We start from the raw sequence: 12991 nt of genomic DNA, 5'->3' as shown, positions 1-12991 counted from the left end.
TTTGTTCGCGGCCATATATGAGGCGAGGGCGGTCGCCGCTGCCTACTGCCAGGTCATCGAGCTCTGCGAGAACAAACCAGCCGATCGGATCCTGTGTCACGGCTCCGGGTCAGCTTGTCCCCGCCAGGGCACGACCGTGCGGCCTCAGACTTTCGGGCAGTAGAACTGCGGTTGGTCGCGATACTCCACCGGCGGCAGATTCCGCGCCGGCGTCTGCGCCAGCGGGGAGTCCGCGGGCAGTCGGCCCGCGACCCGATCGACCGCGGAGCGCTTGCGCGGGTGCATCAGCATGCGCTTTGGCAACACTTTGGTGGCGACGGTGATCACATCGCACAGCCGCCTGTGCATGAACTCCTGGCGGGCCGACCATGTGTAACCCATCAGCTCCCGCACCGGCGGATCGTAGAGGGCCACCGTCATGAATGTGAGGAAGCGCTGCATCACCTTGAGGTTCAGCGCCCACATCGGATCCGGAACCCATTGCAGGGAGGGATGTTTGGGCATGGTGGACAAGTCCATGACCTCGCGGGCGGCGTAGTTGCTCTCCAACACGTTGCTGCACATGTGATCCCAGTACTCCTGGAACTCTTCCCAGGTCTTGGGCACCGGCCGCATGCTCATCCCGTACATCCGGTACCAGGTGATGTGCTCGTCGAACAGCTGACGCTTGTCGGCCTCACTGATCCCGCCGCCGAACTTCTCGGCCGCGAGCAGGGTCGATTTGAAGAACGTGGCATGCGCCCAGTAGAAGACGTCCGGGTTCAGCGCGCTGTACCGCCGCCCCTGCTCGTCGACGCCCTTGATGCCGACGTGGTAATTCCGCACCTCCGCGCCGGTCCTCGGCGCACGGTCACCGTCGAAGACCACCCCGCCGATCGGATAGATCGACCTGAGCAACCGCGGGATCCGCTCCATGAAGAAGATCGAGTGGTCCTTCACCGCCGCACCCAGCTGCGGATGCATGTTCTGCATCGAACCCGCCCAGGTGCCCTGGAACAGGCCTGTCCACTGCCCGAAGTACCGCCACGTCAGCGAGTCCGGTCCAAGTGCCTCTGGTGGTCCGTCGTAGCCGCCGAAAGCGGCGGGACAGCCACTGCTGATCGCCGCGTCGCTGGTGACGGGGCAGGCCGGGGACATATCTTGAGTCACTGGCGGGTATCTCCTGACGGTCAGGACGTTATTCTGACTACGTGCGTTGTCACCCGTGAGCCTAGGGGGGATGTCGCGTCAGGTCAACGAAGGAGCCAGCAGTCGGGCGCGGCGGGATTCGCCACGCACCCGACGGATCTGTAGATGGCGACGCTGGCAGGTGGCGGAGGCCAGTTTGGGTTCTCAGTTCTGATAAGGCGTGCCAATTGTCAAGAAGCAGGGCGGAGCGGCGGCCGTGACCGTCGCTGCGGCCGCCACTTCGTTGCCCGGATGAGTGTTGCGGTGGTGCCGAGCGTGTCGCGTCGACGCGATGTCAGTCTGATGTGCGCGGGTTGGTTACCGCAGGATCGGAGCTTCGAGTCAGAATTGGCCGCTGTCTAGGATCGAGCGTGATCATGTTGCTGGGCAACGAGATTGCTCATAGAACTGGCGTGGACGCTTGACGCTCGCTTCTGCACCGTGAAGATTCCGTGAAAGCACCTGCCGGAAAGGGCATCCCCGACAACCACAGCGCCGCCACGCTCACCCCGAAAGGGCACCTTATGAGTCTGCCTCCGCCCCTCCCGACCAGCACCGCCGTGGTCACCGGCGCCTCAGCAGGCATCGGCGCCGACATCGCCCGCGAACTGGCCTCCCGCGGCTACGGGGTCACCCTGGTCGCCCGTCGCGAAGACCGCTTGCAGGAACTGGCAGCCGAACTTTCCGGCACGGTGCGCGTCGAGGTCATCGCCTGCGACGTCGCCGACCCCACACAACGGGCCACCCTGTTCGACACCGTCGCCGACCACGGCCTGGTCATCGACATCCTGGTCAACAACGCCGGCATCGGCACCATCGGCGCGGTCGTCGACTCAACCGTCGACGCTGAGATCGCCCAGGTCCGGGTCAACGTCGAAGCGGTCATCGACCTGACCACCCGCGCCATACACGAAATGGTGCCGCGCGGGCGCGGCGCCATCCTCAACGTCGGATCGGGCAGCGGATTCATTCCGACCCCGGGCCAGGCCGGCTACGCGGGCACCAAAGCATTCACCCACACCTACGGCGAAGGGCTACGCGGGGAACTCGCCGGTACCGGCGTCACGATCGCCACCGTGTGCCCGGGCCCCGTCGACACCGAGTTCGTGGCGGCCGCAGGTGCCGAAGCCGATGCCTTGGCGCTGCCGAAGTTCATGTACCTGACTCCGCGGCAGGTCGCCCGTATCGGCATCGACGCCGTGGCCCACGACCGCGGCACCGTCATCGCCGGGTGGCCCACCCGCATCGCCACGACCATAGCCAGGCTCACCCCGAAACGGCTCCTGGTGTCGGTGCTCGCTCGGGGCAACCCGGCATTCAGCCGCGGGTGAATCTCACGGCTCGCCGCGATCTCTTCGCCCGCGCCAATGCAAGACCTCCAGCGCGACGGCGATGTGGATTCCGTTGGTGAGCAACGGTTTCGGTAGAAGCTCACCGGCACGCGCAATTCTGCGCATCATCGTGTTGCGATGCAGAAACAGCCGCTCCGCCGCCGCTGAAGCGTTGTAGCGTTCACCGATGAACGCCAGGATCGCGTCCCGCAGTTCCGGCGAGACGGGTCGGCCACGACACCTATCCAACGTATCCGGCAGGCCTTGCAGCATGCACCCATGGAGAATGGCAAACGACAGCAGCTGTAGGTTCTCAACCTCCGTGACGGATGGCGAAGTCGCTACCTGCAAGTATGCGCAGTTCTCGCGGAGATGGCGGACGCCTTTTTCTCATATTCGTGGCGGATCCTAGAACCAGACGGTCGTGTCATATTCTGTCGACTCACGCCCGAGGGTCTGTGCATCGATCTCGCGTGGCAAGTATCTGAGCAGGTCAGCGTTCGTCGATTGCCGACCCAACACTGCGGGGAGGGTGCTCGGCGTCGCTGGCGCCCATGGGCGGCTGGACCTGAAGATCCGCCGCGGCTGGCTCGGGACCGGAGTCACGTGCAGCGAGCCAGCCGGGATTCGACCCTACCGAGATAGCCTCTCAGACGGCCAGTTCCGTGATGAGAAACCTCTCCTGCGCGGCCAGCGCCCGAGAGAACGTCGGTTCCACATATACGCCGAAGTGCCCTGTGTCGAAGCAATGCAGATCAGCTCGCTCCCCCAGAAGCTGAGCGGCGCGCAACGTTGGCTCCACCGGTGTCAGATCGTCGCGCTCACACGCGAACAGTTGCACGCGGCACGGCAGGTGTTTCAGGTACTTCGCTGGCCGGTACATCGGTACCGTGGCGAAATCACGCAATGCGATGCGGTTCCTCCATGAAGGGCCCGCGATCGAGGCGATCTGGTCCATCGCCTCATCAGACGCATAAGCCGCGCGATCACCATCGCGCCCGTTGGCCGGAATGTAGTAAGGCTCTCGGCGCAACGCAGCGCGCACGACATCGCGGGCGATGCAGCGCACCAACCATGCGATGTGTCGAGGAGAGTTGTGCCGCAACAGATAGGCAAGCGTCGCCCGATTGTCGAGATTGGGGACCTGCGCCACAAGGGCGGCAATGTCGCCGTCCTGGGCAGCGGCCGCGATAGCAATCCCGCCGGAATACGATGTGCCCCATAGCGCGATACGGTCCGGATCGACATCGCCGATGCTACGGGCCCCGTCGATCGCAGCGCGGAAGTCGGCGACCTGGGCGCGGGCATCGACGACCTCCCGCCAGCGCCCGCCGCTCGCCCCGAAGCCGCAGTAGTCGATGACGAAGACGTGCATACCCGCTGCCGCGAATCGCTCGGCGTACAGCTGGAGCCCGCAGTCACGCGTCAGGCCGTAGCCGTGCCCCAAGATGACTGCGGGCGCTCCCTGTCCGTTGCGCAGAGCCTCCGCGCCAGGCGGGTAGTGCCAGGCGCTGATCGGCATACCGTCACGGTGGAACTCAACATCGAAGCGCAGCACCTCACTCATTCGGAACCCCCGCAGCCAACTCGGCGACGGGACCGGTCGCCATCGCTGCCGCTTGCCCCAACGTCGTCAGCTCGTCCAACAGCGTTGCCACCTCCTCGGGCGCGGCTCCCGAATGTGACGCCAACGAGCGCTTGGTCATCGGGAGGGTGAAGGCCACCCATAACAGCGCGGCCAGCACCCGGCGCGGCAGCCGGGCAAGAAACCTCATGTTTGCCGGGGTCAACTCGACGCCGTTCGCCTCGACAACAGCGAAGGAAAGCTGCATCGCCTCGGCAAGGAACGTGGCCTGCGCCGGCGAGAAACGCGGTCCAATACGGCTGGTCCGCGGCGAATACCCCATGGCCATCAAAGTAGCCATATACGCGACGTGGGTCTTCAACCACGCGTCCATCTTGTCGGAAGCAACAGTGGGGATACCGGCATCGGTGAACGCCTGCCGGATGGCCTGGACCTCCGGCGTGATCGCACCGTCGTGACGGCCGATCGTGGTGATCTGCGCGAACCGCATCCAAGACGGAACGACGGCGAATTCGACCACCTGCCCCCGCATGTCGGCCAGCATCGCCGGAAATCCCCATAGCTGACGTTCCGGGCCGATCTTGTCTGCCCAACGGTCGGCGCCGGAAGCGCAATTGAACATGAACATGATTTGGCGCGAAGGGTTGTCTGCCAGCACAGGAATCAGCGATTCGATCTGGGGCCGCTGCACCGCGACGATCACGAGATCGAATTGACCGGACAATGCGCCCTCGACCCGAACCGGAATCGATGATTTCCGCCGCCAGAGGCCGAGGCGTGACCTGGCAACCAGGCCATGTTGCTGCACATACGAGCGGCGCAACGGGTTGCGGGCAACGAGCGTGACATCATGGCCGGCGCGCGCCAGATGGAACGCGAAAGCACTGCCGATCGAACCAGCTCCCACCACGGCGACACGAAACTCACTGTCGATGTGCGAAGTGACCACAGCCGACTCCCTCTTCAGAGTGAAAAACGTTGATGATTCCCGGTCGACGTATGGTCACCGGTTGGTCTGCTCCGCGAGCACTCGGTCACGAAGTCCGCGTGTCGCGGTGTCCACGAACGGCTTCCGAGCACGGCGCAACAAAAACCCGGGCAGCGGAACCGCTGGGCGGACTGTGATCTCGAATCGCACCCTGGTGCCGTCACGCTCGGGCACCAGGGTGTAGCGAGCATCTTGTGACCGCTGTTGAGAGGACTTCAGCAGTGTCCAGCTCACTCCGTCGGCATGCCACGTATATCCGAGCTGATGCGTATCCGACAGACCGAAGAGGCTCATGGTGAGCTCGGCGCGGACAGGTCGGTTGTGCTCATCGCATTCGAGTACTTCGACCGATTTGTGCAGCGGCGACCACCGTGGCATCGCTTCGGCGTCAGCCATCACGGCAAGTATCTCCTGCGGTGTTGCGGCAATGAAGATCTCCGCGGACTCAGTGATCGCCGCCACCGCCCACTCCGGTCAATCCGCGCTCGGCGTAGTCGACGACGTATTCGTAACTATCGAGGTCGAACGACTTGCTCGCCCACCACAACGACGGGCCCGAGACCGGACGCACGAACGGCGCATCACCGTGCCGGTCGAAGTAGTAACTATTGGCATTGCCGCAAGGTTGCACGAACACCGTGTGCTGAACCTTCTTGCGCATGCTGTCCATGTACGCGTCGTGGGCGCCTTGCCTGACCGTCATCCGCACCGCACCCCGCTCACGGGCTTCAACCAGACAACGCACGATGTGCCGGCTACCCGATTCGATCACCGAGAACCACGAGGCACCGGCCACCGACCATGGACCGTTCATCAGCCAGAAGTTGGGCGCGAGCGGCGTGGAGATGCCCTCGAAGTTCTGGTACCGGTTCTCGTCCCAAAATGCACCCAGTTCAACACCTTGCGCACCGAAGACGGGGAATGCCGGCATCGCACCGAGTTCCATCACCTTGAAGCCTGTGGCCAACACGAGAGTATCGATGGGATGCTCGGTCTCGGTGACCTGACCGGTTTCCGGATCCCTGGCCCCGCTGACGATTCCGGTCGCGGTGATCCGCGTGATCGGATCGGTGATGAGATCAACGTGGTCGCGGTTGAACGTTGGGAAGTACGTGTTGGAGAACGATGGCCGTTTGCAGCCGAACGGGTAGCGCGGCGTGAGCTTTTCCCTCAGTGCGGCGTCGGGGACCTGCTTCGCGAGATGCCGGCGGCAGACGTTCTCGATGAACCGCACCAGAAATGGCGCGCGGGTGTGGTAGACCACCCCGGCGGTCATGACGAACTCTGCGAATGCGGTGGTGAGCACCCGGACAGCGCGCTGAGTGCTCGGGATGCGGACGAACAATCTCTGGAGCCACGTAGGGACCGTCAGATTCGGCTTCGGCACAACCCAGATCGCGGTCCGCTGATAGACGTCGAGATGCGCAGCGTGGTCCGCGATGTTGGGGATGACCTGCAACCCCGAAGCGCCGGTGCCGATGACGGCGACCCGTCTACCCTCGATGCCGACGGCGTCGTCCCAGCGCGCGGTGTGCACGATCTCGCCAGCGAAGTCGTCAATCCCTTTGATATCAGGGTTTTTCACCGCATCTAGCGGACCAACGGCGGCGATCAGGAATCGGGCGGTGATGACGCTGTCCGCGGTACGCACTTGCCAAACGCCGAGTGAATCGTCGAACACCGCGTGGTCCACCCGCGTGCGCAGGCGAATGTGGTCGCGCACCCCGTACTTGGTGGCGCAGTGCTCGGCATACGCCTGCAGTTCAGCCCCCGGCGCGAAAAGCTGCGACCACGTCGGATTGGACTCGAACGAGTAGGAGTAGGTCGTAGACGGAATGTCTACGGCCACACCCGGATACCGGTTGTGGTGCCAGACTCCGCCGATCCCGTCCGCGGCATCGAGGATCACGAAGTCGTGAAAGCCCGCCTTCTTGAGCTGGATACCCACGCCGATCCCGGAGAATCCTGCGCCGACGATGACTATCTCGTGGTCCACCATTGGACTCGCCTTTCCGTCGGCCGGTTCATTCGAGGCGATTCCATCGCGCTGCCAGCCGCACTAATTTAGTGTGCCGTACCTACACTAATGTACGCAAGTATCAGCCGGTAACTCGGTCATTTACCTGTATGTTCACACTCGTAGGTACGTATAAGTAGGACTGAAGCCGGGCCGGAAGGAAGGGGCGACCATGCCGACGACGATCGCGCACGGCAAGCGAGGTGCACGATGAGCTCGGTCAGCCGGGTGACCTCGGTCCTCGATGCGTTGGCCAGTACCCGGCGCCGCCTCACGGTGCGCGATATCGAGCAGATGACCGGTGTACCGCGGTCGTCAGTGCATCGCATCATTCAAGAGCTGGAGGACTGCCGGTATGTGGTTCCTGTTCCCATGGGTGGCTACCGACTCGGACCAGGTCTGCTGAAGGTGTCGCTGAGCAGCCAGCACCAGATCGTCTCCCCGATGCGCCCGATGGTCACGGCACTCTCCCAGGCCGTCAACGAGAACGTCGACCTGGCGGTGTTGTCGGGCGCCGACGTCGTGATCGTCGACCAGGTCGCCAATCCACAACGCCTGCAGGCAGTCACAAAAGTGGGCGCGACGTTTTCACTGCACGCCAGCTGCGTCGGAAAGGCCCTGCTGTCCAGGCTCCCGGAAGACCATGCGCGCGATCTACTTCCACGCACTCTGGAGAGCTTCGCCCACAACACGATCACCGACAAGAAACGGCTGCTTGCCGAGGTCGCCGAGATCCGCCAGACCGGGATCGCCTTCGACCACGAGGAACACGACGTCGGCATCAGTGCGGTCGCGACCTGCCTCGGTCATCCCAGTGGGGTAATACAGGCCATCGCGATCGTAGCGCCGACGCAGCGGTTTGCCCGGCGCCGTTCTCAGTTCGTCGACGCCTTGCGCGAAGCACACACGCGATCGTTGGCCACCCCGCCTCGAGCGCCGTGAGTACAGGCAATGGCCCGCTACTCGACGAATCGGACGCTGCCGGCCAGCGAGGCCACGAAGCTTTCGATTCGATCCAGCGACAAGGGATCTGACGCGTCGACCGTACGCTTGATGAACGCGTCGACCAAGCCGTGGGTCAGTTCAGCCAAAGCCTCGATATCGAGGTCAGGCGAGGTATGCAGATCCTCGGTGGAGACCGTCAGCGCCTCCTCGAGCATCCGCCGAATCTCCCCCCGAACGGCACCGATGCGGTGTTGCACACCGACGGGCGCCGTGTCGACCGGCACGCCGACCAGCAGCCAAGCAGACGACTGTTGCCGCGCGGCGTCGATGACCGCGGTGAGTACGGCCGCTAGTTGCCCACGCCCTTGGCTGGGTACCTTCTGCGATATCTGCAGTACCTGCTCGGCGATGACGGCGGCCGCGCGGTCAGCGGCGGCGGCGAGAATGTTCTCCGGTGTGCCATAGCAGTCGTAGACCACCGGCCTGACGTAGCCGGTGCTGCGGGCGACCGACTGCATCGTGACCGCGCTGAAGCCGTCGGCAACGGCGATCTCCACTGCGGCGTCAAGGATGCGCTCGAGGCGTTCCGGGGTCACCCGCCGACCGGCTGAGCGTCGCTGCGGCGTCATCCGTTGCGGTACGAAGTCGTCTGGACTCATGACTGATTCGACGACCATTCGAAGCGGATGTGCTCGCGAATCCATGTCATCGACGCCGACAGCCGCTCGATGCTGTACAGCTCCGGGTCGGCCAGGTAACGGCGGGCGCCGACTTCGCAGCCGGCCAACAGGGTGAACGCCAGCAGCTCGATGTCCACCTCCGCCGAAGTGGCCCCGGGTAGTTGCTCGAGATTGCGTTGTATCTGAGCCAGGATCGCAGCGCGCGCAGAAGTGATGGTGGCCTGCACTTCCGGCGGCGCTCCGGCCGGAGGCAACAGCACCAGGCGCCAGCTCTCGGGCGCCTGCGCGACAATGTTGAGGAACTCCGTCAGCGTCCACGACATGGTCTCGTTGAGCGTCTCGCCGCGCTGAACGGCGGCGAACACGTTCTGGGACAAGGCAAATGCCTTCTGTATCTCCCGGGCCAGCAGATCCTGTAACAGTTCGGTGCGGTCTCGGTAGAACTCGTAGACGACCGGACGGGTCACGCCGGCCTCGCGCGCCACCGACTGCATCGTTGTCGCGCCGTAGCCGTCGCGCACCGCCAGAGCCATCGTGGTGTCGAGGATCTGCTCCTGGCGGGCTTCCGGCGTCAACCGTCGCGCAGCCTTGCGGCGGCGCGGGGACGACGGCATGACGATCCTCCTACAGGGGCCTGACCGAGCTCACGACGGTCCGCGAAAGGCCGCCGCACCCGCAATTTTACAGGGGTGTGCCTACGGCAGCGTCCACGCGTCACTGCAGCCCGGGGTCCAATTGCGCACTGGAGGTGTAGCGAGTGCGCAGATGAGCCCTGCCCCAATCGGCGCCCTCACGTGACCTCAGCAGGTGCTCCCCGAAGTCGTTCTCGAACTCCCGCAGGACGGTGTGCAGATGGTTGGCGCCGCCCACTGCGTTCACGGCTTCGATCAGCAGGTCAGGACCCTGCACGCGGAAATAGTGCGGGACACCACGAGACATCCCGCCGGCCCAGGCGAAGTGCATCGCGGCCGGCTCGGCACGCACCGCTGCCCGGCGAGCAGGCGCCACTTCCTCGGGTAAGCGATCCAGGTAGCAGTCCACGAGGCGCCAGAACACCTCGCTCTGGCGCGGTGTCAGAGCGGCAGCATTTAGGCCGGCGGGCGCCGCCCTGTCGAGCTTCACCGCTACGCGGTCGGCCGCGGTGATGACGTAGTCGGGCATGCCCAGGTCATAAGTGTCCGGGAACTCGTAGGGCCCGATCCTGGGTACCTGTCGGGTGACGAAGTCCGCCGGAGCCACATGGTGGATGACCGCGACATCTCGCTGTCGGGCATCGAGGGTGTCCATCAGCGTGAACGCGAGGCCCTCGTCCTCGGCGAGGGGATTGAGCACACCGTCGTAGTCGGTGGGCTGTGCGCCCAGCGCGCAGGGCGTTGCGCTGATCCACCGTTGTTCGACGACGGTGATGTTCAGACACACATGGTGGCCCAGGAATCGCAGCATCCAAGTGTCCTCGAATCCGGGTCGGCCAAAGATGGTGAGGAAGTATGCGTCTGACGAGCGCCAGGCTTGCAGCGCCGGCCCGAGAAAGTCGCTCTCATAATCACGCAGGACGTGTTCGAGCTGCGGAATGGCCAGGACCTTGGTGAAGGTGCGCAACGGCAGCGCATGACGGATCAGGTCGAACAGCAACACTTTCTGGTGGCGGTCGAGACGGTGTAGGGCGATACCGGTTCGGTCCGGCCGGGGAATGATGTCCCAGTCGAGACGCCGAGGGTCGTCGAAGTCGGACACCACAGCGTCAGCCCGCTGCCCCGGGTCGAACGTGTCAATCAATCCCATCGCCGTCACAACGAGTTTGGTTGCGGTACGAGGAGCTTCGTACAACTCGATGGTCACGGCCGCGTACCACCTATCGGGGTCCGCAATACGCCGAGCTTGTCGACTTCGACCTCAACCACGTCACCGTCGACCAAGAACCAAGGTGGATTGCGCACGTACCCGACGCCTTCGGGCGTTCCGGTGGCAATGACGTCGCCGGGATGCAGGGTCAAGGTCCGGCTGATCAGCGACAGTAGTTCGCCAACCTCGAAAATCATGTCCTGGGTGTTGGCGTCCTGCACGGTGATTCCGTTGACGCGCGTCTGCAGTCGCAGTCCGTCGCGGAGGTCACCGACTTCGTCGGCGGTGACCAGGGGGCCCAGCGGGCCGCTACGGTCACCGTTCTTACCCAAAGTCCATTGGCTGCTGAGTTTCTGGGCGGTGCGCGCCGTCAGATCGAGAAACGTCGAGTAGCCGAGAACCGCGCGGCGGGCAGTCTCGGCGTCAGCGTCGACCAGTCGGGCTCCTACGTAGGCGGCGATCTCACCTTCCCAGTCCAGGCCCGGCTCATTGGCGGGTATCGGCGCAGCTACTCCAGCGACACTCAACGACGCCGTGAACCGGCCGAACAACGTGGGCTGCTGCGGCACGACGAAGCCGCCCTCGGAGGCGTGTGCGCGATAGTTCAAACCGACGCACAGTACGCGTGCCGACATCGGAACGACCGGAATCTCGGTCAACGCTCTCAGCGGCTGCCACGGCCCACACGTGTCGAGTCCGGCGCCCAGGCACCGGGACGGGTCTGCCCAGAAGTCCTCTTTCGTCCCGAGCACGCGGGCCCGGTCGCCGGTCACCGCTGCGACCAAGTCCCCGGCGACGTGATCGTGAACACCGATGATTTTCACGCCTGGACCCCAATCGAATTGTCCTGCAACGAGTCCAGCAGCGCGTGGACGAGGCCAGTGACCTCGGCCTGGGTTTCGGCTGTGCCGTACAGGTAGAAATCGGGCCGGATCAGGACAGCTTCGGCGGACAGTGACCGCAGCCAGTGCATGTAACTTCCGTCGACATCGATGATCGGAACCACGAACCCGTCGTCGTGCCCGCCCGACGTCTCCATCAGCACGCAGGCTCGCACGCCCAGGGCACGCAGTGTGGCGTAGTCCAGGCCGGTCAATCCATCGAGTAGGTCTCTGCGACTCACCAGGAGCACGCCCGGCCCACCGATCACATCATCGAGCCGACGGCGACCGTAACGAGAGTCGGCAACAACGGATTGCAACGACAACGTTCCACCATGCGCGCCGCTGTGGATGCCCGGACCCAGCCTGGGTTGCGGTGGTGCGGGTGGCGGTCCTCCACCGGCACGGGCAGCGGCCATTCGTCGATCACGACCTGCCGCCTCGTCAGGGTCCGTGATGCAGACGACTTCCCCGAGGCTGATCGAGAACCGGACGAAATCCGCTACATGTGCGACGCGCTCGCTGTAATAAGTATCGAGGATGCGATCATCGGCCAGGCCGTCGAGCACCGCAGCCAACTTCCAGGTCAAATTCATCGCATCGCGTAGGCCCGCTCCCAGCCCCTGCCCGGCGAACGGCGGCATCTGATGCGCCGCATCACCGGCCAGGAGAACCCTTCCGGTACGCCATTGCTCAGCCCAGCCGGCCTGGAATCGGTAGTGCGCATGCCGCTCCAAGACTGCGTCGGCCGGAGACACACCGTGCTCAGCCAACAACTGCCAGGCGAACTCGGTGGCGTTCAGATCCTCGACACGCTCATCGGGCAATTTCATGAATTCCCAGCGCCGCCGGCCGGGACCGCCAGGCACGCTGGTGTAGGGACGTCGGTGGTCACATCGCTGCCGGGCCACACGCGGGAACTTCTGGTCGCTGTTCGGCTTCACGTCGACAACCAGCCAGTCGAAGAAGTAACCCAGGTCGCGCCAGCCAATCCCGCTATTGGCACGCACCCGGCTGGCCGCGCCATCGGCACCGATCAGGTACTGCGCAGAGACCGTACGACGGCCGTTCCCGCGACGCAGTTCGGCCGTCACCTCCCGATGGGTGTCCCGATGTTCGTGGTAATCCCAGCCCCACAGAACCGTCACATTCGGTTCGTTCTCCAGCGCTTCGAGCAGCCGCTGCTCCAGAGCTGGCTGGTGAAAGAAATACGTGTTGTACCAACCTGATTTGCCGAGGCCACGCCAGTCCACCTCGAGCAGGACGGCATCGTCATCGTTGACCCAGACATACATATCGTCATAGGGCTCGGTGATGTCCGGCATAGCACTCGGCGGCAGTCCGACAGATTGAAGGATTCGGCCGACCTCGGCATCATGTGTCACCGCGCGCGGCAACGGGTAAGTGGCGGGCTGCTTTTCGACAATCACCACGGAGTGTCCGGCGCGCGCCAAACGCAAGGCGATGATCTTGCCGACCGGTCCACAACCGACAACCAGTACATCTGCCTGCACGTAACGCCTTTCGGCCATTGGACGATCATGGGCTTCAGTCG

13 protein-coding genes are annotated in these 12991 nt (G+C 64.2%); 2 read left to right on the top strand and 11 right to left on the bottom strand.

The window, feature by feature from the left end:
* Positions 1–144: 144 nt before the first annotated feature.
* Positions 145–1149 carry an oxygenase MpaB family protein gene (locus TX88_RS04425; RefSeq protein ID WP_044514943.1) on the bottom strand — a complete coding sequence of 335 codons (1005 nt, stop codon included), beginning with the start codon at positions 1147–1149 and terminating at the stop codon, positions 145–147.
* Between the two features lie 542 nt (positions 1150–1691).
* Between TX88_RS04425 and TX88_RS04420 the strand changes: the two genes are divergently transcribed.
* A complete protein-coding gene (locus TX88_RS04420; RefSeq protein WP_044514942.1) occupies positions 1692–2498 on the top strand; it encodes an SDR family NAD(P)-dependent oxidoreductase in 807 nt (268 codons plus the stop codon).
* Positions 2499–2501: 3 nt separating this feature from the next.
* Here the strand turns inward: TX88_RS04420 and TX88_RS04415 are convergent, their stop codons facing one another.
* The 5 genes from TX88_RS04415 to TX88_RS04395 all read right to left on the bottom strand — a co-directional run bounded on the left by TX88_RS04415 (position 2502) and on the right by TX88_RS04395 (position 7070).
* Positions 2502–2771, bottom strand: coding sequence for a helix-turn-helix domain-containing protein (locus tag TX88_RS04415; RefSeq protein WP_044514940.1), 270 nt, complete (start codon positions 2769–2771; stop codon positions 2502–2504).
* 376 nt (positions 2772–3147) lie between these two features.
* Complete coding sequence (locus tag TX88_RS04410; RefSeq protein ID WP_049924842.1) at positions 3148–4065, bottom strand: alpha/beta hydrolase; 918 nt, start codon at positions 4063–4065, stop codon at positions 3148–3150.
* Positions 4058–5032 (bottom strand): ketopantoate reductase family protein, encoded by a 975-nt coding sequence (locus TX88_RS04405; protein WP_044514939.1) that lies wholly within the window; start codon positions 5030–5032, stop codon positions 4058–4060. The genes TX88_RS04410 and TX88_RS04405 overlap by 8 nt, the downstream gene beginning before the upstream one ends.
* Positions 5033–5086: 54 nt before the next feature.
* Positions 5087–5533, bottom strand: a complete 447-nt coding sequence (locus TX88_RS04400) for an SRPBCC family protein (RefSeq protein ID WP_044514938.1) — start codon at positions 5531–5533, stop codon at positions 5087–5089.
* Entirely contained in the window at positions 5517–7070 is a 1554-nt protein-coding gene (locus TX88_RS04395) for a flavin-containing monooxygenase (RefSeq protein ID WP_044514936.1), read from the bottom strand. Before TX88_RS04395 ends, TX88_RS04400 begins: the two co-directional genes overlap by 17 nt.
* 228 nt (positions 7071–7298) lie before the next feature.
* Between TX88_RS04395 and TX88_RS04390 the strand changes: the two genes are divergently transcribed.
* The gene (locus TX88_RS04390; protein ID WP_044514935.1) at positions 7299–8030 is read left to right on the top strand and encodes an IclR family transcriptional regulator; all 732 of its coding nucleotides are present in this window, start codon (positions 7299–7301) and stop codon (positions 8028–8030) included.
* A gap of 17 nt (positions 8031–8047) precedes the next feature.
* On the opposite strand, the gene TX88_RS32725 is transcribed toward TX88_RS04390, so the two are convergent.
* The 5 genes from TX88_RS32725 to mhpA all read right to left on the bottom strand — a co-directional run bounded on the left by TX88_RS32725 (position 8048) and on the right by mhpA (position 12968).
* Positions 8048–8692, bottom strand: coding sequence for a TetR/AcrR family transcriptional regulator (locus TX88_RS32725; protein ID WP_162563083.1), 645 nt, complete (start codon positions 8690–8692; stop codon positions 8048–8050).
* Positions 8689–9327, bottom strand: coding sequence for a TetR/AcrR family transcriptional regulator (locus TX88_RS32720; protein WP_049924840.1), 639 nt, complete (start codon positions 9325–9327; stop codon positions 8689–8691). Before TX88_RS32720 ends, TX88_RS32725 begins: the two co-directional genes overlap by 4 nt.
* Positions 9328–9427: 100 nt before the next feature.
* Complete coding sequence (locus TX88_RS04375; protein WP_280113217.1) at positions 9428–10552, bottom strand: DUF3500 domain-containing protein; 1125 nt, start codon at positions 10550–10552, stop codon at positions 9428–9430.
* Positions 10549–11379, bottom strand: a complete 831-nt coding sequence (locus TX88_RS04370) for a fumarylacetoacetate hydrolase family protein (protein ID WP_044514934.1) — start codon at positions 11377–11379, stop codon at positions 10549–10551. Before TX88_RS04370 ends, TX88_RS04375 begins: the two co-directional genes overlap by 4 nt.
* Positions 11376–12968 (bottom strand): bifunctional 3-(3-hydroxy-phenyl)propionate/3-hydroxycinnamic acid hydroxylase MhpA, encoded by a 1593-nt coding sequence (gene mhpA, locus TX88_RS04365; RefSeq protein ID WP_044514933.1) that lies wholly within the window; start codon positions 12966–12968, stop codon positions 11376–11378. Before mhpA ends, TX88_RS04370 begins: the two co-directional genes overlap by 4 nt.
* Positions 12969–12991 lie beyond the last annotated feature (23 nt).

Source organism: Mycolicibacterium septicum DSM 44393 (assembly GCF_000455325.1).
GTDB classification, from domain to species: domain Bacteria; phylum Actinomycetota; class Actinomycetes; order Mycobacteriales; family Mycobacteriaceae; genus Mycobacterium; species Mycobacterium septicum.
This window is presented reverse-complemented; position numbering and strand designations above follow the sequence as displayed.